The sequence below is a fragment of the Streptomyces sp. NBC_01446 genome, assembly GCF_026340095.1.
Classification (GTDB): Bacteria; Actinomycetota; Actinomycetes; order Streptomycetales; family Streptomycetaceae; genus Streptomyces; species Streptomyces aureus.
This window is the reverse complement of record NZ_JAPEPO010000003.1, coordinates 97,943-118,211: the sequence shown is the minus strand read 5'-3', so window position 1 is coordinate 118,211 and position 20,269 is coordinate 97,943. Positions and strand designations below refer to the sequence as shown.

The window sequence follows — 20,269 nt, the reverse complement described above, 5'->3', positions numbered from 1 at the left end:
CGCCGGGAATCCTTGGGGGACCCCCGCCCTGGGACGGAGGGAGACGGGGACGCCGACCGGCGACGCCACCGTCTCGGGGATGAGCCAGATCGCCCCCGCGAGGAGCAGGAAGATCCGGGTGAGGGCGGAGAAGACGTCGGTGTCGGGGTGGGGGACCGACTGGACCGGCAGCCCCACCACCGCGGCGCCGGCGGCCAGGCCCACGCTCGTGCCGACCGCCGTCACCGTGGTCCCTGCCTGCGGCGGTGGCGGGTGTCTCGCCGGGGAGAAGTCGACCAGCCCGGCCGCCAGCCCACTGATGGCGGTTCCGGTGGCGACGCCCTGCACCGCCCGTGCGATCACCAGGGACAGGACACCGTCGGCCGTCCAGAAGATCGCCGTACTGGCCGCTGCCGGCAGGAGTGCGGCGAGCGGCACCGGACGGCGTCCCAGGCGATCGCTCGTGGCACCGAGGGTCAGGAGGGCACCGAGCAGCCCCACGACGTACACGGCGAAGACGACCGTCACCGTGGTGACCGAGAAGTCCCAGCGCTCCCGGTAGAGGGGATAGATCGGCGAGGGTGCACTCGCAGTCGCCATCGGCACGACGGTGGTGACCGTCAGAACGGTGAAGGCGGCGCGTCGTCCCAGAGGACGAGGTCCGCGGAGGGGCCGAGCGGTTTCATCGGCACGCTCGTGACTGCTGCCGGCTCACTGCGACCAGGGCGCATCGGTGATGCGCTCAATCACGGACGTGCGGTGGAAGCCGGGAACGGAGCGTTCCAGGTAGTCCGCATTGATGGTCCCGTACGTGGTGTCCGGACGGTCCTTGAGCCCCTCGATGAACGTTTGTACGAATTCCTTCTTGAAGTTTCCGCGCGGATGAGCGGCGATGATCTCGTCCACCTGGTCGCCCTCGAGTCCGTCCAGGCCCCAGCCGACCGCGTCGGTCAGAACGCCGTAGTTGGTGGCAGCGATCTCCGGGCCCATCCGGCCTGGAATCCCCGGCGTCGTGTGCAGTGCGATCGCCGTCCAGACCACTTCGGCGGCGCTCTTGGGGAACCCGCGGTCGAGCAGGAACTTGCGCGCGTGGTCGGCGCCGTCGAGCTCGAAACGCTGTTCCTCCTCGGAGAACGGGGTCAGGAGGCCGGCGTCGTGGAACATCGCGGAGATGTAAAGCAGCTCGGGATCGGGCTGCAGGCCCAACTCGCGCGCGTGCAGGGAGGCGAAGAGAAAAACACGCCGGGAGTGATGGAAGAGCAGGGGCGTGATCGTTTCCCGGAGGTGGCTCGTGGCCTCCGCCACGGCCGAGGTCTCGGGGATTTCCACCCCTGCGATGATGTCGGTCATGCGTCCGCTCTTTCCTATGCGATCTGTTACGAGTGGACTGTGCGTCCGTTGTCCACAGTGCCGGCCATGCGGACTTCGGTACCGCATCGGTCCGGCCGTGAACCACTTAAATTCCAGCCACTTCAGGATGGGGCTGCGAGCTCTGACACGCATCGGATAGCGAGGCGCTGTCACGTCGACTGACCGGGTGGGATGATCTTCTGGTTGATCACGCTGGGAGGGGTCGTCCGTGGGGAGCACGTCGCCGTCGTACAGGGGGCACCGGTACCCGGTCGAGGTGATCTCCCACTGTGGGTGGCTGTACTTCCGCTTCCCGTTCAGCTTCCGCGAGGGCGAGGAGCTGATGCTCCAGCGAGGCGTCATCGTCTCCTACGAGACGACCATCCGCCGCTGGTGCGCCAAGTTCGGCCAGGCCTACGCGAACGGACTGCGCCGCCGCCGGCCCCGGCCCGGCGACAAGTGGCACCTGGGCGAGGTGTTCATCAAGGTCAACGGGGAGGTCAACTTGACCTGGCCCTAAAGGACCGGGCTTGGAGGTAGTGCCCGGCTGGCTGCTGGGTTGGCTCCTCCGTCCAGACACCCGCTATGGGGTGGCAGGGACGCGTGACTCACGCCCCGCAGTCCACACAGCAGCGCCGCGTGCGGCGATGTTGTGGGAAGCGTTCCGGTCTGCGTGGGCAACGATCCCGCAGTTCCGGCAGATGAAGAGACCTTGACCGACACGGTTGCGCTTGTCGGTGTGGCCGCACTCGCAGCACATCTGCGAGGTGTACGCGGGATCGACGTACACCAGCGGCACACCGGCGCGCCGGGCCTTGTAGACGATGAAGTCTCCGAGCTGGGAGAAGGCCCAGGAATGGAGCGTGACCCGTTGCGGCTTGCGGAGCCGTACCCTCTGCCGGATGCCTGTGAGTTCTTCCAGGGCGATACCGGCCGAGGTGCGTTCAGCCTCGGTCACAATCGTCTTCGCGATGACGTGGTTGGTGTTCTTGGCGTGCCGCTGCTCGCGGCGCGAGCGTTCCTTGAGCCTGCGCTTGGCGGACTTGGTTCGCTTCTTCTGGAGTTTGGCCCGCAGCGTTAGCTGCCGCTTGCGGTACCGGTTGAGGCCGCGCCCGGCGGCCTGGTAGCCGGTGGACGTGGTGGCGATGTTGGCGATGCCGAGATCTACGCCGACGAAACCGTCCGGCTCGTACACGTCGGGCTCGGGTACCTCGCACGTGGCGATCAGGTAGAACACGCCGTCACGTTCGATCAGGTCGGCTTCGCCCTTGCGGAACTCGCGGAGTGTCTTGAGCGACTTGGCCGAGCACAGGAACCGCACACCTTTGAGCCGACCGGCCGTCGTCCAGATGCTCACGGTCTGGGCGTCGTACTGCCACGAAAGGCACCGGTCGTCGTACGGCTGAGCCGCGTTCGGCCGGAACGTGATCGGCTTCGACTCGGCCTTGATCCGGCGCTTACTGCCGGTCTTGCCGAGGTTCCCGGCGCGGATGTTCGCCTTCAACGTGGTGTAGGCGTCACGCGTTTTCTTGATCACGTGTTGTGCCGCCTGAGCGCCGAGCCCGAGTTCCTTGAGCTGCGCATAGGTGTGCTTGCGCAGCTCGTACTCACGCGGAATGCCGCGCTTGAACGCCACCCGCGACACCCAGCACGCGGCCTCGTTAACGGTGCGCAGGGTCGCCGACAGCGCGGCGGCCTGGTCGGCCTCCGGTATCAGCTTCACCTGCGTCACGATCTTCACAAGACGGATCGTAGCATTGATCTATGTCACCTCGATGGGAACCAAACCCCAACATCCGCAGGGGCCGAAGCGTCGTTCATACCCTTCACGCCCACTTGGTCTTCACCCCCAAGTACAGGCGCGGACCCTTCACAGACGAGATCCTCACGCGCTGCGAAGAGGTCATGCGCGCCGTCTGCGCCGACTTCGAAACCGAACTGGTCGAGTTCAACGGCGAACGCGATCACGTACACCTACTCGTGCGCTACCCACCGAAGGTGGCCGTGTCCCGGCTGGTCGGATCCCTCAAGGGAGTCTCTGCGCGCCGACTCCGCCAGGAGTTCCCGGCCCACATCCGCAGGTACCTATGGGGCGCGCACTTCTGGTCGCCCTCCTACTTCGCCGCGTCGTGCGGGGGCGCTCCGTTGTCGATCATCAAGGAGTACATCGAGAACCAGAAGCGTCCCGACTGAGGCAGACAGCGCAGACCCGTGCACCAGCGCGGGTCAGAGCAGCCCAGAGAAGCGATTCCTCCTGGGCGTGAACGCCCAGGGTTCCTCGCTAGAACAAGCTGAAGTATTTGCGGCGGGCCGTCGACCAGGACGGCAACGTACTCGACATCCTCGTCCAGAACCGGCGGGACAAAGCCGCCGCTCGACGCTTCTTCCGCAGGCTGATGAAGAAGACCCGGTCGGTGCCGCGGGTGGTCGTCACGGACAAGCTCCGCTCATACGGCCCGGCCCACCGCGAGGCCATGCCCTCCGTCGAGCACTGCTCCCACAAGGGACTGAACAACCGGGCCGAGAACAGCCACCAGCCCACCAGGCAGCGTGAACGCGCGATGAAGGGCTTCCGTAGCGCGGGCGCAGCCCAGCGTTTGCTGTCCGCGTTGAGCGGCATCTCACCCCACTTCCGGCCCCACCGGCACCTGATGACAGCCTCCGACTACCGAGCCGAGATGACCCTCCGCTTCGCCATCTGGGACCAGATCACCGGTGCTGCCAGCCGGCCCACCACGGCCTGAACACAAGCCCGCGGGCCCACCACGCCCCGACGCACCATCAGACAGTCACGCACCCAACAACGTGACAATGCCCGATCACCCTCCGCCTGGACTCCGCTTTTTGGCCTACGTGAACCTCAACACGGATGGTCCAGCCGCGGCCGATGCCAAGATCCTGGACTCTGTCACCCGCATGTTCGAAGTTGAGCCAGAACCCGTTCTCGTGGATGAAGCCAAGCTCGACGACGCGCGCCGCCGCCGGGAGCGACCAGGAGCACGACTTGAAGCAGGACCAGGTGCGCGATCAGAGGCGCGACCACGCACCCGGGGGCGCGGGTTCATCATCATCCCTGTACGTGGCTACCCGGGACATCAACATGCAGACGAGGCTGGCCGCTGTGGGCCTCCCATTCATTGAGGCCCCTTGACCTTGTGCGAGCCCCGGGCCTGTGACTGATGCTCAGCCTGGCTTTGTCCACGACTTCTCACCGACAGAGCCACTTCACCGACCAGCAGCTGTTTCACCAGTCGTGCGCCTGGCCGCCCGGAGTGCTGTCCGGGGTCTTCCCGGCCGGTCGGCCGAGGTACCGGTCCGGTGTGACGCGCAGGTGTTATCGGCGGCCTCGGCTCTCGTGTGGTCAGGACTGCTCGCGGCAGCCCTCTTCGGTGCACTCGAGAGTGACGAGGGTCTGGTCGACCTGCTGGCTGGTCAGAGGAGGATCGGGCAGTTCGTGGGCGCCCTCGGTGCGGAAGGCGTCGAGCATCAGGTGGAGGTGGCGGCGCCAGGCCTGGGGGGCGATGGTGCGTGTGGCCTGGATGATCCCGGCCTGGGACCAGATCACGAAGGCGATGTCCTGCGCGGTGACGTCGCCGCGCAGGACGCCCTGTTCCTGGGCGTTGCGCATGATCTGGACACAGAGTTCCTTGGTGCGTTCGTACATCTCGCGGCCGGCCACGTGAAGGGGCAGCCGTGCCGAGACCAGGTCGTTGAAGGCGCGGTCGCAGGCCTGCAGCTTGCAGAGCTTCTCCAGGTAGCGGCAGAACCCCTCCCAGGCATCATCCATGGCCGCGGCTTCTTCCGCGGCGGTGAGCAGTTCCGCGTACTTCGCGTTGAAGAGTGTTTCGACCAGGTCGAGCCGGGTGGGGAAGTGGCGGTAGAGCGTGCCGATCGCGACGCCGGCCTCGCGGGCGACGCCCTCCAGGGACGCCCCGAGGCCCTGCTCGGAGAAGGCCGTGCGGGCGGCGGCCACGATCGCGTCCCTGTTGCGCTGTGCGTCACGGCGCAGGGGTTTCGCCGGCGTCTCCCTCGCGGACGGGGCGTGGTGGTGGCTCATGGCTCGAGCGTAACATGAGGCCCCCCTCGAATTCGGTTGTTGTCATGTTTCCGATCGCAATATCGCCCCTCCGACGTGCTGTGATGAGCCTCACCGCAAACATGAGGCCCCCCTCGGGTACGGTGGCAGAGCCAAATGTGAGGCACCCCTCCGGATGACCTTGCGGCAAGCCGACTGACCCGGGATTTCCGGATCTCGGTTCACATAGAGCGGCGGCCGCCAGTTCGGCGAAACCGCGGCAGTCTCGCAAGGGAAATGACCATGAACAGCATGACCAAGCGCGTCTCGATCGCACTCGCCTCCACGGCACTGGCCGGCGGAGTCCTTCTCGGAGCCGGCGGCTCGGCGTCGGCAGCCACGGCTTCGGTGCCCGCGCAGCACACGCACTACGTGTCCGTCACCTCCGCGACCGGCAGCGAGCAAGCCGGCCACCACACGGATGACGACCACCGTGGGCAGGACGCTGTGCGCGACGTACGGGCTGCGGACCACGAGGGCGAAGCGGCCTCGTGGCGCGGTGTCAGCGCCGCCCGCTGGTACGAGGATCAGGTCGACGCAGCGGCCTCGTGGCGCGGTGTCAGCGCCGCCCGCTGGTACGAGGACCAGGTCGTCTGGTCCCTGAACCACAGCTGACGCGGCCCGAGCCGCCCCACCCGGCAGGGCCGGGGCACCCGCGTCGAGTTCCATCCCCTCAACCAGTCCCAGGTCCCCCGACCGCTGCAGCGCGACGTCTCCTTCCGCACCCTCAACGTGCGGCACTGGGACCGGGTGGTGCAGGCGTGGGCGGCCGATGACGACGAGGCCATGGACGAGGCATGGTTCGACGGCATCACCGTCGACCTCGGCTCCGACTACGGCGCCTACGAGTACGTCATGAACATCGGCTTCGCTGCCTGACGGCTGCTGTAGGGGCTCGCGGCTGATGTCGTAACCCCACGGGTCGTGTCGTACCGATGTCGTATACGACATCGCCGTGAGACTAGCGCGTGGGGTGCTGCTGCTCAGCGCCTCGTCTCGTACCTGGTCAGGACCACGCCGCCGGGAAACGTCCGCGTCTCGACCAGGTTCAGGTTCACCCAGCTGTCCAGCGCGGTGAAGAACGGCGTGCCGCCGCCCACCAGGACCGGATGGGTGGCGATCGCGTACTCGTCGATCAGCCCGGCGCGCATGGCCGCCCCGGCGAGCGTTGCGCCGCCGATGTCCATTGGGCCGCCGTCCTCGGCCTTGAGCCGGGTGATCTCGGCGATCGCGTCGCCGGTGACCAGGCGGGTGTTCCAGTCGACCTTGTCGATCGTGGAGGAGAACACCACCTTCGGCGTGTCCCGCCAGTTCCGCGCGAACTCGATCTCCGCCGGGGTGGCGCCCGGCTGCTGGTCGCCGGTCGGCCAGTAGGAGCTCATCGTCTGCCACAGCTTGCGCCCATACAGCGACAGGCCACTCGCCTGCTCGTGGTCGAGCCACCACTGGAACAGCTCGTCGCTCGGCGGTCCGCTCCAGCCGATGTCGTCGTCGGCCGCGGCGATGTAGCCGTCCAGGGTCAGGTTCATGCCGTAGATCAGTTTCCGCATGGCCCAGCCTTCCGTCCGTGGGTGTCCGGCGTATAGACCAGCGGCGGCGCGGGAAACTCATCGGTGCGCGATCTGGGCTCGCCGGTAGTCCTCGTGCTCGGGGCTCAGCGTGGTGTACTCGGCCGACTCGGGCAAGCCGCCTGATCTCGACCTCGCCCTCGCGAGGAAATGCCACGGATTTGAGACTGGTCATGGGTGACAAGGCCGTGAGACTGCCAAGAACGCCCAGGTCACGCAAAATCGACATGTCACGAGCGGCGAGACCCTACAAGCACTGTGGGATCTCAAGTTCGGCTGCACAATCTCACCGCCCGCTTCATATCGACTGCACTCTCCGTGCTTCTCGACGAACTCGCCCACCGCGCACGGCACATCGAACTGGCCGGCAAGAGCCCCGCCGCAGCACCTCCCACCTTGTCTGGGGTTACGCCTCCCTGCCCGTCTCACTCTCCGCGCGCGGATCATGGGTGAGCTATCCTCCGCGCATGCGCGGACAGTTCACCGGCTGGCCGGAGCAGGCCATGGACGTGTTGTGGCAGCTCCAGGGCGAACCCACCCACGCGACCCGCGAGCGCTACCGCGCGGACCGCGAACGCCTGATCCGGCAGCCGATGATCGCCCTGCTCAACGAGGTCGCGGACACCGACCCCAAGTACGAGGACTTCTCCGTCTGGCACTATCGCACCGACTCCTGGTGGTGGCAGCACCAGGGCGCGGTGATCCGGCTCGGCCGCAAGATCGAGATCGGTCTCCGGTTCGACCTGGACGGCCTGCGGATCCAGGGCGCCTGGTGGTACCCCGATCCCGGCCAGGTGGACATGTTCCGCAAAGCCGTGGCCTCCGAGGGGAGCGGCCGCGAACTGTCCGCCATCGTCGAGGACGTGCGGAAGAAGGGCTACGACATCTCCGGGGACGTGATGAAACGCCCACCGCGCGGCTATCCGACGGACCACTCCCGTACGAAGCTGCTGCGCCACCGTTCGGTGATCGCCGCCCGTCCTCTCGGCTGCGAGGAGTGGCTGCACACCTGCGAGGCGGTTGACCGGGTCCTCTCGGCCGCCGCCGACCTGGACGCCCTGCTGATGTGGCTGGTCCGCCATGTGAAGGGCGCCGCCTGACATCACGAGGCCGCCGCGGGGAACGGGAGAACCACACCCGTGCCGCCGGCCCCCCGCGCTCAGAAGGTGATGCGCACCTTCAGCGCCGACCGGTCGTCCATCGCCCGATATTCGTCCGGCACCTCGGCCAGGGGGACGGCACGGTCGAAGACGGGCCCCAGAGAGCACATCCGGCAGGAGTTTGAGAATGCAGGCGCGGACCGGGGCGATGCCCCGCGCGGCGCGATGTTGCGGTCGAACATCCGGCGGCAGAACGGCCCCCGCGTTTCCCGTCGTCCGGCACCCCCACACAGCCGACCGCACCGCCGTCCCAGTGCCCACCACCGACAATGTGACGGTCTACCTGTTCCGCAAAGAGGACCACCTGGTGATCACGTTGGAGAGCCGAGCGGGCGTGGTTCATGGCGTCCAGTTCGTTCGTACGGTGGCGCGCTCCACCTGGACGCCATGAACCACGCCCGCTCCACGGTGTGTGGGTCGACGGCGGACGGGATGGGAGCTGGGTGAGTGGTGGGGTTGAGGAGGAGGTGGGGGCGCGCGAGAGACAGCGTCAGCGGGATCGGCGCAGCACTGCCCAGCTGCCTCATCCCGCATTGGCTTCGACAGCCTGCCAATCGCCCGGCAAGGCATCGGCGACGTCTGTCGCAGGCAGGTGCAGGGGGCCGGCCTCACCGAGTTGGTTGATCCACAACAGCACGCCGTCCGGAGCCAACACGCGAACGATCTCGGCAGGAAACAGCAGCATGTCGATCGCGGCGACGGCTGACACTTGGGCATTGGTCAAGGGGAGCGCGGCGGCATCGGCGCGGACACGAGCTGGTGAGCGGCCGACAGCTTGGCGGAGCATCTGTTCGGAGAGGTCGACACTGATCACGCGGGGGAACTCACTGCGGAGTAGCTCGGTGAACAGACCTGTCCCTGATCCGAGTTCCAGGCACACGCCATCAGGGAAGGGCCCGCCACGCTCCAGAGCATCACGCACCGGTTCGTCTCGACCCGTTGCCAAGGTGGTGTCCCACTCGGCAGCCGTCTGATCGAACTGGTCGGCGATGAAGTGGGACGTCTCGCCAACCCAGGAACGCCGGCCAACAGCCAGCTCGCGGGCAAAGATGCGGAACACCTCGGCCGTTCCCCTTGAAGGAATTGGCTTACCGTCGAAGCTGGGCCAGATGCGAGGCAAGAAAGAAGTCACGAGCCCATGTCAGCAGAAGCAGGCCCTGCATGGATCGACCCCGGGGTGGAACGCGACTTGCACCCGCCAGGGCCTGATCGGCCTGCGCGAGCCCGCCGAGCTGCTCCACGGCACCTTCACCGCCGCGCCCACACCGGAGGGCGGATACAAGGTCGCACTGCGGGCTCCGTCCCGGCCCGACTGTTCAGTGGGATTCCCTGTGTACGTGTGCTGCGGCGAGCAGGAGATAGGCGGCGGCGGTCCAGGTGTACGCGCGGTCGCGCAGCCCGGTCCCGGTGAGGGCGTCAAAGTTCTCCGCGAAGCCGTGGGTCTCGCACAGGGTGCGGAAGCGGGCGCTGATGTCGTCCGCGAGCCGGAGGTGCCCGGCGCGGCGCAGCCCGTCCTCGACGAGGACCGTGGCGGGGGCCCAGATGGGCCCGCGCCAGTAGCCGTCGGACAGGTAGTGCGGCGAGGAGGGGCGTTCGGTGGCCAGGCCGTGCGGGGTGAGATGGGCCTCGATGCGGGCGGCCAGTACGTTGCTGATCCGGGCCGGGAGGTGTTCGCCGACCACGATGGGCATCAGGTCGAGGAGGCTGGCGCTGGACCAGGTCTCGCCGCTGTCGACGCCCTGGGTGACGAAGCGGTCTTCGCGCCACAGCTGGTCGAGCATCGCCGTCTGGATCTCCTCGGCGGCGCTCGCCCAGCGCTCGGCGCCGTCCGAACGGCCCAAGTCCTGGGCGAGGGAGGCCAGTTCACGCATCTGCAGGGCGAGGAAAGCGGCCAGGTCGGCGGTGACGACGACGCGTTCCGGGTCGAAGGCGGTGGCGTTGTCCCAGCCGCTGTCGTTGCCGTGCTGGTAGTGGGGGAGTGCGGCGCCGGGTGCGCGGCGGGCAGTGAGCCAGAAGTTCGTCCAGCGCTCCAACCGATCGTACGTGGCGGCCAGTTCGTCCTGCCCGAGGGGCATGGTCAGGCGGCGTCGAAGGTGCCCGAGCGTCCACCCGTGAATGGGCGGCTTGACGAAGTTGCGCAGGACTTCGGAGTGCGTGACCGAGTCGGGCAGCGCCCCCGTCTCGTCCTGGTGGTCGAAGGGCAGGTGGTACTGGTCCCAGGCCAGTTCGGGGCAACCGGGCGCCAGGGCAAGGGCGTTGAAGCAGTGGTCCCAGCTCCAGACCTTGTCCATCCAGTGCTTGGACATCAGCACGGCGGGCCGGGTGACCAGAGAGGCGGGGCGTACGGTCGCGGACCACAGGACGTAGGCGGCGAGTTCGGCCGCGGGCGTGGCGGCCGAGCGCCACGGAGCCACCGTGTCGGCGAAGTCCGTGAAGGCGTTCTGCGCCGCCTCGACGATCTTGGTGAAGGCGGCCGACGCCACGTACCGAGGGCGGGCCGTGTCGATCTCCTCGACCGCGATCTCCCAGGGCCCGTCCCCCACGGAGCCGATGGTCAGTCCGCGCTCGGCGGCGCCCAGGCTCTGGCTGCCGAAGGCGGCGACCGTGCCGGACAGCACGGTGACGCGGTAGCGGCGCCCGGTCTCGTACGACGTGAAGACGTGCGCGTCGGCAGCGGCGTCGTGGAAGAAGTAGGTTCCGTTGAACGGGGTCAACGTCCCTGCTGCCGCCGCGAGGTGAAGACTCAGCCCCTCGCCGCGCAGCCGCACGGTGTCCGGAGACTGGTAGGCGAGGTCGACGCGGCCTGCGGCGCCGAGCCAGCTCAGCAGGCCCGGGGTCGCCTCCACGCGGGTCGCCGCCCGGTCGCCCGTCGCGGGGTCGAGAGGCATCAGGCGCAGGACGGCGTGCATGCCGTTCTGGTGCGAGACGAGGTGGAGGTCGTCGGCGTGGGTCTTCTCCGCCACCACGGGGGAGAGGTCGAACCAGGACCCGTACGTGCTGAACGGGATGTCGTGGACGGAGAAGGCCGGGCCGGGACGGGCGGCGGTCATGTGGTGTCACTCGTTTCTCGGGCAGGGGGTGACCACGGCGACGAGGGGCCATGGCGAAGGGGAGATCAGTCCTTGACCGCGCCGGCGGTGACACCGGCGGCGACGTAGCGCTGAGCGAGGACGAGGATGACGGCCGCGGGCAGCGAGGCCAGGACGGCGGTGGCCATGATGGCGTTCCACTGCTGGTTGTTGTTGCCGATGTAGTGGTAGATGCCGAGCGTGATCGGCTCGTGGGCGCCGCCGTTGGAAAGGGTGCTGGCGAACACGAAGTCGGACCAGGACCACAGGAACGCGAAGAGCGACACGGTGACCACGGCGTTGCGGCTCATCGGCATGACGATCGACCAGAACGTGCGCAGCGGGCCCGCGCCGTCGGTCCGCGCGGCCTGGAGGAGTTCGCCGGGGATGCCGGACATGAACGCGGTGAAGATGAGCACCGCGAAGGGAACGGCCAGGGTGGAGTCGGCGACGATCAGCCCCGGCACGGTCCTGAGCAGCCCGAGCTGGAGGTAGATGGCGTAGAAGCCCATCGCCATGATGATGCCGGGGATCATTTGGGCGGCCAGCAGCACGAAGCTCAGGACGCGGCCGCCGCGCGGGCGCAGCTTGGCCAGCGCGTACCCGGCGGGCGCGGCCAGCGCTACGGTCAGGGCGACGGTCCCCAGGCCGATGACCAAACTCGTTTCCAGGTACGGTAGTTGATCGTCCAGGACGGTGCGGTAGCCGGTCAGGGTGCCGTGCAGCGGGAGCAGGTCGGGCGGGCTCTTGCGCATGTCCGTGTCCCGGGTGAGGGACACGTTCAGCATCCAGTAGACGGGGAAGAGCATGACGGCGGTCAGGACGACGCCGATCGTGGTCTTGAACCAAGTGGTCTTTGTACGCGCATGAGTTCGGCTCACGACAACGCCTCCTGTCGCCGCTGGACCCGGATGTAGACCAGGCCGAAGACCAGGGCCGCGACCACGAGCAGGTTGCCGACGGCGGCTCCCGGCCCGAAGGCGGGCAGCATGTTGCCGAAGCCGAGTTGGTAGGACCAGGTGGCGAAGGTGGTGGACGCGTCCGCCGGGCCGCCCTTGGTCATGATCCAGATGATGTCGAGGACCTTGAGCGTGTAGATCAGGCCCAGCAGCAGCGTGATCGCGGACACCGGGCGAAGAAGCGGGAACGTGATGCGCCAGAACCGCTGCCAGGCGTTCGCCCCGTCGAGCGCGGCGGCCTCGTACAGGCCGGAAGGGATGGACTGCAGGCCGCTGTAGAGCACGACCAGGTTGAACGGGACACCGATCCAGATGTTCGCGATGATCACCGAAGTCAGCGACCAGGACGGCGACGTGAGCCAGTTGACCGGGTCGACACCGACGGCGTGCAGGGCGGCGTTCACGATCCCCGAGTCGCTGTTGAGCATCCACGACCACGTCGACGCCGACACGATCAACGGCAGCAGCCACGGTACGAGGAACAGGGCCCGCAGGGTCGCGGCGAGCCGGAAGTGCTGGTTGAAGAAGACCGCGAGGGCCAGCCCGATCGCGTACTGGAAGGCCAGGCACACGAAGGTGAAGACGGCGGTGTGGAGCAGGGCCGGGGCGAAGGTCGGGTCGTCGAGGACGGTGCGGTAGTTCTTCAGGCCCGTGAACGGTGCGTTGCCCTGGACGAAGGAGCGGACGGTGTAGTTGCGCAGGCTCAGGTCGAGGTTGCGGTAGAGCGGATACGCGTAGAAGAGGACGAGGTAGACGGTCACCGGGGCGAGGAACGCCCAGGCGGCCCACTGGGTGGAGGCGGGCCGTCGTCGCTTCTTGGCTCCGGGCGGGGGAGTGGGGGCCGGCTCGGCGGGGACGGGCGTGGGCCGGGGGAGGTCCGGCGGATGTGTGGTCTGGTTCATCGGTGTCATGTCACTTGACCGAGCCCTGCGCCGAACTCAACGCGTCCTTCGGCGACTTGGACCCGCTGAGAGCGGACTGCACAGCCTTCCACAACTGCTCGGAGATCTTGGGGTACTTGGTTCCCAGGTCGTCACTGGTGCGGCCCTTGGCCGCCTTGACCGCGGCGACCCACGGCTTCAACTCGGCGTTGTCAGCGACCTGTTTGTCCTGGACCTCGCTCGTCGGCGCCACGTAGGACAGGGTGGTGTCGGTGGCGTAGATGTTGGTGGTGCTGGTCAGGCAGGCCGCCAGCTTCTTCGAGGTGGCGTAGCGATCGGTGTCCTGCTGGACGGGGATGGTCACGAACTCGCCGCCGGTCGGTGCCGCGGCGGCGCCGCCCATGGCGGCGGGGATCGGCAGCACGCCGTAGTCGAGGCCGGCCTTCTTGGCGTTCGCGAGCTGCCAGGTGCCGTTTTCGCCGAAGGCGTAGTCGCCGCTCGCGAACTCCTGCCAGCTGGTGGTCTGCGTGTTGTTCAGTACGGAGTTCGGGGCGTAGCCGTCCTTCAGCCAGTCCTTCCACAAGGAGAGCGCCGACTCGGCCTGGGAGGAGTCGAGTTGGGTCAGCTTCGCGCCCGCGCCCCAGAACCACGGCAGGAACTGGAAGCTGCCCTCCTCCGTGCCGATCGCCGAGAACGTGATGCCCTTCTTGCCGGCCTTCTTTACCTTCGCGAGGGCGGCCGTCAGTGACGGCCAGTCCTTGACCGAGGCGATGTCCACTCCGGCCTGCTGAAGGACCTTCTTGTTGTAGTAGAGGGCAATGGTGTTGGCGCCGATGGGTGTGCCGTACGTCTTGCCGCCCGACTGCCCGGCGGCGAGCAGGTTGGCGTCGACCTTCGAGGTGTCCAGCTTGGTGTCGGCGGTCGAGGTGAGGACGCCCCCGTCGGCGAGGGTGGAGACCACCGGGTTGTCGACGACGAGGACGTCCGGCGCGTTGCCCTGCTGCGCGGCCAGCAGCGTCTTGTTGGCCAGGTCGCTGGTGTCGAACCCGGTCCGCTTGACCTTCACGCCGGCCTTGGCGCCGCACTGGTCGAGGAGCTTCACCCAGGCCGAGCTCTTGGCGAACTGCGGATAGGGATCCCAGACGGTGTACGTGCCGCTGTCGGCGTCCTTGGAACCGGCGCTGCCCGAACCGGAGGAACAGGCGGTCGCGCCGGCCGTGACGGCCAGGGCGGTCAGGGCCGCGACGACCAGGCGGCGTTGTCCGGAGGAGCTGTTCATGGCAGGGGTCCTTTGGTTTTGGGCATGCGGGTGCCGTGAGCACGGCGAAACGGGGCCGGGCGGAGGGGATGGGTAGGTCAGTCGGAGGTGGCGGGCCCGGTGCTGGCCCGCAGCGAGATCGGCGGCGTGAGCAGATGGTGCCGGGCCGGTGCGTCGGGCTGGTCGAGCCGCTCCATCAACAGATCGACGGCGAGCCGGCCCATCTCGGCGGCCGGTACGTCGGCGGCGGTGAGCTGCGGTGTCACGGTCTCCGCCCAGCGGCTGGCGACGACGCCGGTGACGGAGAAGTCGCGCGGCACGTGGCGGCCCGCCCGGGCGAGCCCGCGGTACAGGCCGCCCAGCGCCGCCTCGTTCAGTGTGACCAGGGCCGTGGTCGCCGGGTCGTCGTGCAAGATGCGCTCGACGCAGCTCTGCCCCGACGCGGCGTCGTCCCCGCAGCAGTACGCGCGGACCGTGAGCCCGCGCTCCGCGGCGGCCTTGGTGAAGCCCTCCAGGCCGTGGTGCGCCGACTCGTATCCCGAACGCAGCAGCTGCTCGGGCCTGTTGACGAAGGCGATGCGGCGGTGGCCGAGGTCAGCGAGGTGGTGCACGCACGCCTCCGCCAGCGCCGTGTGATCCAGGCCCACCCACCAGCCGTCGTTGTTGTGCGCGGTCCGGCCGATGGCGACCGCCGGGAAACCCACCGAGGCCAGGTGGTCCACCCGGTCGTCCTCGAGCCGGATCTCCATCAGGATCGCGCCGTCGACCCGCCGCTCCCCGAGCAGCCGCTGGAAGGAACGGTCGCTGTCCGCGCCGCTCGGGGACAGCAGCACGTCGTAGTCGCAGGCCGCGGCGGCCTCCACCACGCTGCCGATGAAGTCCAGCTGCATGCCGGTGTAGTGGTTCCCGGCGGGCGGGAAGACGAGACCGATCGTGCTGGTACGCCCGTTGGCGAGAGCCCGCGCACTGGCGCTCGGCCGGTAGCCGAGCTCGTCGACGACACGCTGGATCTTGCGGCGCGTCTCCTCCGACACCGGGCGCTTGCCGCTCAGCGCGTACGACACGGTGCTGCGCGAGACACCGGCCAGCCGGGCTATCTCACCGATGTTCACGGCAACTCCTCACGGGACGAGGGGACACCGGCCACTCGTCGAACCGGTTCGCGTGGAGTGAACGTAGGGAGGGACTGTACGCCTGTCAAGACCCCCTGCATGACCTACCAACTCGCCTAAAATGGCGGAAAGTTCGTTCTGTGCGAGGGATTGAAGGCGTCTTCGCCCGGTGCTAGCTTGCCGAACCGGTTCGACGAACTGATCCTTCCGGCACCCGTACTGGCTTCAGCGCCGCAACAAGTCCCCGCACCAGGGCAGTTCCCCCACCTCACCCGCACCGGTCGAAGACGAGGACTCATCCATGTCATCCGCTGACAGACCATCCCGGCGCCGGGCCCCGGCCGCCGTCACCCTGGCCCTCGGCGCGGGCCTGCTGGCCGCCCCGGCCGCCCCCGCGCAAGCCGCCGACCCGCCCGGGCCGGCCGTCCACTACACCTTCGACCAGGACGACCTCGCCTCCGGAAAGATCACCGACGCGTCCGGCAACGGCCGCACGGCGACCCTGGTCAACGGCTCCACCGCCCAGTCCGTCACCGGCGCCGACGGCGGCAAGGCCCTCGCCCTGCCCGGCGGCGCGTCCACGTCCGACGGCGCATACGTCCGTCTGCCCCGCGAAGTCCTCGCCGACAGCGCTGACTTGACGGTCTCGGCGCGCGTGAAGTGGAGCGGCGACAGGGCCCCCTGGCAGCGCGCCTTCGACCTGGGCACCGACACGTCGACGTACCTGTTCACGACCCCGTACAACGGCGACGGGCTGCTCCGCACCTCGGTGACCACCGGCGGAGGCGGCGCGGAGGCGCAGGTGTCCGGGTACGCCCCGCTCCCCGCCGACGCGTGGCGGACGATCACGGTCACCCTCGACACCGCGGCCCAGCGGGTCACCACGTACCTCGATGGCGTGCCGGTTTCCTCCGCCAAGTCGACCGTCAACGCAAAGGATCTGCTGGGGAGTTCGGCCACGACGGCCGGTTACCTTGGCAAGTCCTTCTACGCGGACCCCCTCTTCAAGGGCGCGATCGACGACTTCACCGTGTGGCATGCGGCGCTCAGTCCCGAGCAGGTGGCGGACACCGTCGGCGGACAGCTGCCGACCCTCACGGAGTTGTCGAAGACGACCTTCGACGTGCGTACGACGACGGGTACGGCCCCGTCGCTGCCAGCGGCCGTCCGCTCGTCCTACTCCGACGGCTACGACCGCGACGCACCCGTCACCTGGGACGCCGTGCCCTCCGACAAGTACGCGCGACCAGGCGCCTTCACGGTCGTCGGCACCGCGGCCGGACGCGCGGTGAAGGCAACGGTCACCGTGGTCCGCGAGGGCGCACTCACCGTCGACCTCGGCTCCAACACGGGCGCGTTCCACGGCGGCGCCTCCGGCACCCTCTACGGCGTCTACGGACCCGACGTCCCCACGAACAACCTCATCGAGGGCATGGGCCTGCGCACCGTCTCCACCAAGGCACAGGACGGCCCGCAACACCCGGGCGCCGACGCCCTCGACGTGGTCAAGCCGCTGGCCGACTCCACCGACGGCGACGTGTACATCTACATGACCGACATCCACCGCGGCTTCCCGTACCAGTGGCCGGGCGACACCCCCGAAGAGAAGCTCAAGCTCTACAAGGAGAAGATCGCCAAGCAGGTCGACCAGGTCCTCCAACTGCCGAAGCAGTACCAGGACAACATCGTCTTCGTGCCGTTCAACGAGCCCGAGGGCAACATGTTCGGCACCGGCGAGTGGAGCTACGACAAGGTCAGCTGGCTCAGCGACCCGGACGCGTACTTTGCCGCCTGGGACGACGCGTACAAGCTCATCAAGGGCAGGATGCCGGAGGCCAGGATCGCCGGCCCCAACACCAGCGTCCTGTACTCCCAGGTGAAGGGCTTCCTCACGCACGCCCTGGCCGCCGGCACCCTCCCCGACGTGATCACCTGGCACGAGCTCAGCCACCCGGAAGCGGTGCGCCAGAGCGTCGCCACGTACCGCACGTGGGAGAAGGACCTGTTCAAGGGAACGGACCGGGAAGGCACCCAACTCCCCATCAATATCAACGAATACGCCTTCAACTACCACACCTCGGTGCCCGGCCAGATGATCCAGTGGGTCTCCGCGATCGAGGAGTCCAAGGTCGACGCCGACATCGCCTACTGGAACATCGACGGCAACCTCTCCGACTCCGCCGTGCAGTCCAACCGCGGCAACGGCCAGTGGTGGCTGCTGAATGCGTACGCCTCCATGACCGGGCACACGGTGCAGGTGACGCCACCCTTCCCCGGCCAGAACTACACGATGCAGGGCGTCGCCACCCTCGACCGCGACAAGCGACAGGCCCGCCTCCTCTTCGGCGGCTCCACGGGCCAGGGCCACATCACGTTTGACAACATCCCGAAGAAGCTCTTCGGAGAGCAGGTGCACGCCTGGGTCCGTGAGATCGACTGGAGCGGACAGATCGGCGACAACACAGGCGCGAAACTGCTCACGGAAACGGACCTGAAAGTCTCCGACGACGGCAAGGCGACCGTGGACTTCGGCGACGGCGCGCTGCCGAGGCTGAAGGAGTCGTCGGCGTACGAGATCATCCTCGGCCCGTCCACCGGAAGGGTCACCAACCCCCAGTCCCCGCCGGTGAGTTGGCAGGCGTCGTACGAAGCGGAAGACGCCGCCCACACCGGGTCCGGGTACACGAAGAACGGCCCCGAGGGATCGACCTCCGACGTCTCGAAGTTCTACACCTCCGGCGGCTACGACGTCGGCGGCCTGCGCACCGGCTCCGACGTCACCCTCGACTTCACGGTGGACGTCCCCGAGGACGGCCGTTACGACCTGAGCGTCTTCGCCAACTCCCTCAACACCCACGACAAGGTGAAGGAACAGGGCCCCACGAACGTGTTCCTGAGCGTGGACGGCAAAGCGGCGAGCGAGCAGGAACTGAACCTGCCGCTCGGCTACAAATGGGTGGTCTGGGACCACGCCGACACCAAGGTGAAGCTCACCAAGGGCAAGCACACCCTGACGCTCGCCGCGAAGAGCCTCGACGGCAAGCGCGCCACCAAGGGCGACGCCATCGTCGACCGCCTCACCCTCGCGCTGCCCACGCCTTCGGCCACCACTCAGGTCCACGAGGGCGAACTGGCCTGGCTGGGCGGCGGGGCCCGCCCCGTCTACGACACCGGATCGGGAGCGGCCCGCCTCGCCAAGAACCAGACGGCCACGTTCTGGGTCTTCTCACCGGCCGACCACGAGGCAACCCTCAAGGTCGACACACTCGTGGGCACCGGCGCCCGACTCGCCGTCAACGGGCACGACGTCCTGAGCCTGTCCAAGAAGCACCAGAGCGTGGCGGTGTCCTTCTCCGGCGGCCTCAACAAGGTGACGCTGACGGGGACTTCGGCCCCGACCCTCCTCGACCGCCTCACCGTCACACCCACCGAGGGCACGCTCACGCCCCGTACGTACGAGGCGCAGGACGCGGCGCTCGCCGGCTCGGCCACACTGACGCCGCTCTCGCTCGCCACCGACGGCACGGCGATCACCGGCATCGGCGGCGACCCCGGCAACGGCAACACCGCGACCTTCACCGTCCCCGCCGACCGCGCGGGCCTGTACGCGCTGCGCATCCGCTACTCCAACCCCGAACAGTCCGAGGCCACCCACTACAACCCGGACCCTCTCGCCCGCCACGCCGACCTCTCCGTCAACGGCGGCGCGGCCCGGCGCGTCGGCTTCCCCCATACCTTCCACCAGAACAACTTCTGGGAGCTGACCGTCCCCGTCCACCTCAAGAAGGGCGAGAACACCCTCAGCTTCCGCTCCGAGGAACTCCCCAACTTCGACGGCACCACCTATGCCTCGGACACCTTCCCTGACACCCTGCTCCGCTCCCGCTACGCCCCGCTGATCGACCGGATCGCGGTTGTGCCCTACGCACGCGAGGTGTCGTGAGGTAGGCGCGCCGCGGCAGGGGAAGCGAAGCCGGGCGGGTCGACCTGGTCGCCCGCCCGTCTTCGCGTGCGCGGGCGATGCCGGGGTGCCGTAGCACCAGGACGGCCGGGATGGTCCGGCGTGGCGCCGCCTCGAAGGCCGGACTCAACCGCAGCATTCTTGACGCGGGTTGGGGGGTGTTCCTGGGCATCCTCGCGCAGAAGGCTGAAAGCGCCGCTCGTGTATTGATCCCGGTGGACCCCCGCAACACCTCGCGCACCTGCCCCGAATGCGGGCACGTGGACGCGCAGAACCGCGACGGCGAAAAGTTCCAGTGCACCTCATGCCAGCACATCGACCACGCCGACCGCGTGGGCGCCTGGAACGTCGCACTCAGGGCCGGGCTGGTCCTTCCCGACGTGGCATAGCCACCGACAGGAGAAGCCCCCCGGATTTATCCGGGGGGAGGAGTCACAGCACCAGCGTGTCCTCGGTGTGTCGTCCGCGCCGTTCTCCTCCTGGAACCGCATCTGCATCTGGTAGACCTCGATCACGGCGTCGAGCGGCATCAGGGCCCAGCCGCCCAGCATGAGATCCGAACCGTCTACGCCGCTCTCACCGGCGGACAGCCGCCACAGCGCCTTCAACTCCTCCGGAACGCTCACGCCGAAGGTTTCTTCCAGAGCCACGATCTCGTCGTCGGAGGCGCCGGGCTTGAGGACCGCGTACGACGGCGGAGCGGCAATCGGATGTCGGACCTCGGGGTCACCTTCTCCGTCACGTTCCCGGACGGTCCTTCGGGCGATCGGGCCCGCGCCATCCTGCCGCGGGCGGTGAAGACCTCGCGCGACCGGCTGTGCACGGTCAGCCGGACCGTCGAGGCGGGCACGCCCTGGTGGGGGACGGTGCGATCCGGCTCGATTCACCGGGCTGGATC

16 protein-coding genes and 8 pseudogenes are annotated in these 20,269 nt (G+C 68.2%); 11 read left to right on the top strand and 13 right to left on the bottom strand.

Annotated features, from left to right (window positions below; all coding sequences use genetic code 11):
- Positions 1–117: 117 nt before the first annotated feature.
- Positions 118–579, bottom strand: a pseudogene (locus OG456_RS50965) (MFS transporter); the annotation flags it as partial.
- A gap of 111 nt (positions 580–690) precedes the next feature.
- Entirely contained in the window at positions 691–1,329 is a 639-nt protein-coding gene (locus OG456_RS44660) for an HD domain-containing protein (RefSeq protein ID WP_266570878.1), read from the bottom strand.
- Between the two features lie 229 nt (positions 1,330–1,558).
- Between OG456_RS44660 and OG456_RS44655 the strand changes: the two are divergent.
- Positions 1,559–1,828: pseudogene (locus OG456_RS44655) on the top strand (IS6 family transposase); the annotation flags it as partial.
- A gap of 84 nt (positions 1,829–1,912) precedes the next feature.
- Here OG456_RS44655 and OG456_RS44650 read toward each other — a convergent pair.
- Positions 1,913–3,070, bottom strand: a complete 1,158-nt coding sequence (locus OG456_RS44650; RefSeq protein ID WP_266569877.1) for a transposase — start codon at positions 3,068–3,070, stop codon at positions 1,913–1,915.
- A gap of 23 nt (positions 3,071–3,093) precedes the next feature.
- Between OG456_RS44650 and tnpA the strand changes: the two genes are divergently transcribed.
- Both tnpA and OG456_RS44640 read left to right on the top strand, forming a co-directional pair.
- Entirely contained in the window at positions 3,094–3,522 is a 429-nt protein-coding gene (tnpA, locus tag OG456_RS44645; RefSeq protein WP_266569878.1) for an IS200/IS605 family transposase, read from the top strand.
- Between the two features lie 104 nt (positions 3,523–3,626).
- Positions 3,627–4,073 (top strand): annotated as a pseudogene (locus OG456_RS44640) (transposase); the annotation flags it as partial.
- Between the two features lie 617 nt (positions 4,074–4,690).
- On the opposite strand, the gene OG456_RS44635 reads toward OG456_RS44640, so the two are convergent.
- Positions 4,691–5,386 (bottom strand): TetR/AcrR family transcriptional regulator, encoded by a 696-nt coding sequence (locus OG456_RS44635; RefSeq protein ID WP_266570876.1) that lies wholly within the window; start codon positions 5,384–5,386, stop codon positions 4,691–4,693.
- 261 nt (positions 5,387–5,647) lie between these two features.
- On the opposite strand from OG456_RS44635, the gene OG456_RS44630 reads away from it, so the two are divergent.
- A complete protein-coding gene (locus tag OG456_RS44630) occupies positions 5,648–6,019 on the top strand; it encodes a hypothetical protein (RefSeq protein ID WP_266570875.1) in 372 nt (123 codons plus the stop codon).
- A 12-nt stretch (positions 6,020–6,031) separates the two neighbouring features.
- Positions 6,032–6,283: pseudogene (locus OG456_RS44625) on the top strand (transcriptional regulator); the annotation flags it as partial.
- A gap of 104 nt (positions 6,284–6,387) precedes the next feature.
- Here the strand turns inward: OG456_RS44625 and OG456_RS44620 are convergent.
- Complete coding sequence (locus tag OG456_RS44620) at positions 6,388–6,954, bottom strand: dihydrofolate reductase family protein (protein ID WP_266570874.1); 567 nt, start codon at positions 6,952–6,954, stop codon at positions 6,388–6,390.
- Between the two features lie 485 nt (positions 6,955–7,439).
- On the opposite strand from OG456_RS44620, the gene OG456_RS44615 reads away from it, so the two are divergent.
- Positions 7,440–8,072 (top strand): DUF2461 family protein, encoded by a 633-nt coding sequence (locus OG456_RS44615; RefSeq protein WP_266570873.1) that lies wholly within the window; start codon positions 7,440–7,442, stop codon positions 8,070–8,072.
- Between the two features lie 59 nt (positions 8,073–8,131).
- Here the strand turns inward: OG456_RS44615 and OG456_RS44610 are convergent.
- Positions 8,132–8,382, bottom strand: a pseudogene (locus OG456_RS44610) (IMP dehydrogenase); the annotation flags it as partial.
- A gap of 3 nt (positions 8,383–8,385) precedes the next feature.
- Here OG456_RS44610 and OG456_RS44605 point away from each other — a divergent pair.
- Positions 8,386–8,523 (top strand): hypothetical protein, encoded by a 138-nt coding sequence (locus tag OG456_RS44605; RefSeq protein WP_266571815.1) that lies wholly within the window; start codon positions 8,386–8,388, stop codon positions 8,521–8,523.
- Between the two features lie 132 nt (positions 8,524–8,655).
- Here OG456_RS44605 and OG456_RS44600 read toward each other — a convergent pair whose 3' ends face one another.
- Complete coding sequence (locus tag OG456_RS44600; protein ID WP_266570872.1) at positions 8,656–9,264, bottom strand: class I SAM-dependent methyltransferase; 609 nt, start codon at positions 9,262–9,264, stop codon at positions 8,656–8,658.
- A gap of 64 nt (positions 9,265–9,328) precedes the next feature.
- Between OG456_RS44600 and OG456_RS44595 the strand changes: the two are divergent.
- Positions 9,329–9,445, top strand: a pseudogene (locus OG456_RS44595) (two-component sensor histidine kinase); the annotation flags it as partial.
- Positions 9,446–9,448: 3 nt separating this feature from the next.
- Here the strand turns inward: OG456_RS44595 and OG456_RS44590 are convergent.
- The 5 genes from OG456_RS44590 to OG456_RS44570 all read right to left on the bottom strand — a co-directional run bounded on the left by OG456_RS44590 (position 9,449) and on the right by OG456_RS44570 (position 15,410).
- On the bottom strand, positions 9,449–11,182 hold the full coding sequence (locus OG456_RS44590; RefSeq protein ID WP_266570871.1) for an amylo-alpha-1,6-glucosidase: 1,734 nt from the start codon (positions 11,180–11,182) through the stop codon (positions 9,449–9,451).
- 65 nt (positions 11,183–11,247) lie between these two features.
- Positions 11,248–12,009: a carbohydrate ABC transporter permease gene (locus OG456_RS44585; RefSeq protein ID WP_266571750.1), complete on the bottom strand. Its 762-nt coding sequence runs from the start codon at positions 12,007–12,009 to the stop codon at positions 11,248–11,250.
- Between the two features lie 68 nt (positions 12,010–12,077).
- Positions 12,078–13,061: a carbohydrate ABC transporter permease gene (locus OG456_RS44580; protein ID WP_266570870.1), complete on the bottom strand. Its 984-nt coding sequence runs from the start codon at positions 13,059–13,061 to the stop codon at positions 12,078–12,080.
- A 10-nt stretch (positions 13,062–13,071) separates the two neighbouring features.
- The gene (locus OG456_RS44575) at positions 13,072–14,319 is read right to left on the bottom strand and encodes an extracellular solute-binding protein (protein WP_266570869.1); all 1,248 of its coding nucleotides are present in this window, start codon (positions 14,317–14,319) and stop codon (positions 13,072–13,074) included.
- Positions 14,320–14,396: 77 nt separating this feature from the next.
- Positions 14,397–15,410: a LacI family DNA-binding transcriptional regulator gene (locus tag OG456_RS44570; RefSeq protein ID WP_266570868.1), complete on the bottom strand. Its 1,014-nt coding sequence runs from the start codon at positions 15,408–15,410 to the stop codon at positions 14,397–14,399.
- A gap of 301 nt (positions 15,411–15,711) precedes the next feature.
- On the opposite strand from OG456_RS44570, the gene OG456_RS44565 reads away from it, so the two are divergent.
- Positions 15,712–19,353, top strand: coding sequence for a LamG-like jellyroll fold domain-containing protein (locus OG456_RS44565; protein WP_266570867.1), 3,642 nt, complete (start codon positions 15,712–15,714; stop codon positions 19,351–19,353).
- 122 nt (positions 19,354–19,475) lie between these two features.
- A pseudogene (locus OG456_RS44560) lies at positions 19,476–19,760 on the top strand (zinc ribbon domain-containing protein); the annotation flags it as partial.
- On the opposite strand, the gene OG456_RS44555 reads toward OG456_RS44560, so the two are convergent.
- Positions 19,674–20,078: an SMI1/KNR4 family protein gene (locus OG456_RS44555; protein ID WP_266571749.1), complete on the bottom strand. Its 405-nt coding sequence runs from the start codon at positions 20,076–20,078 to the stop codon at positions 19,674–19,676. The pseudogene OG456_RS44560 and the gene OG456_RS44555 overlap by 87 nt on opposite strands.
- Between OG456_RS44555 and OG456_RS44550 the strand changes: the two are divergent.
- Positions 20,073–20,225, top strand: a pseudogene (locus OG456_RS44550) (OsmC family peroxiredoxin); the annotation flags it as partial. The gene OG456_RS44555 and the pseudogene OG456_RS44550 sit on opposite strands and share 6 nt — an antisense overlap.
- Positions 20,226–20,269 lie beyond the last annotated feature (44 nt).

Bases quoted from the DNA above. Each gene is read 5' to 3' on its own strand.
- OG456_RS44635 (WP_266570876.1), bottom strand. From the start codon at position 5,386: ATGAGCCACCACCACGCCCCGTCCGCGAGGGAGACGCCGGCGAAACCC.
- OG456_RS44660 (WP_266570878.1), bottom strand. From the start codon at position 1,329: ATGACCGACATCATCGCAGGGGTGGAAATCCCCGAGACCTCGGCCGTG.
- OG456_RS44585 (WP_266571750.1), bottom strand. From the start codon at position 12,009: ATGCTCTTCCCCGTCTACTGGATGCTGAACGTGTCCCTCACCCGGGAC.
- OG456_RS44630 (WP_266570875.1), top strand. From the start codon at position 5,648: ATGAACAGCATGACCAAGCGCGTCTCGATCGCACTCGCCTCCACGGCA.
- OG456_RS44620 (WP_266570874.1), bottom strand. From the start codon at position 6,954: ATGCGGAAACTGATCTACGGCATGAACCTGACCCTGGACGGCTACATC.
- OG456_RS44590 (WP_266570871.1), bottom strand. From the start codon at position 11,182: ATGACCGCCGCCCGTCCCGGCCCGGCCTTCTCCGTCCACGACATCCCG.
- OG456_RS44615 (WP_266570873.1), top strand. From the start codon at position 7,440: ATGCGCGGACAGTTCACCGGCTGGCCGGAGCAGGCCATGGACGTGTTG.
- tnpA (WP_266569878.1), top strand. From the start codon at position 3,094: ATGTCACCTCGATGGGAACCAAACCCCAACATCCGCAGGGGCCGAAGC.
- OG456_RS44580 (WP_266570870.1), bottom strand. From the start codon at position 13,061: ATGAACCAGACCACACATCCGCCGGACCTCCCCCGGCCCACGCCCGTC.
- OG456_RS44575 (WP_266570869.1), bottom strand. From the start codon at position 14,319: ATGAACAGCTCCTCCGGACAACGCCGCCTGGTCGTCGCGGCCCTGACC.
- OG456_RS44565 (WP_266570867.1), top strand. From the start codon at position 15,712: ATGTCATCCGCTGACAGACCATCCCGGCGCCGGGCCCCGGCCGCCGTC.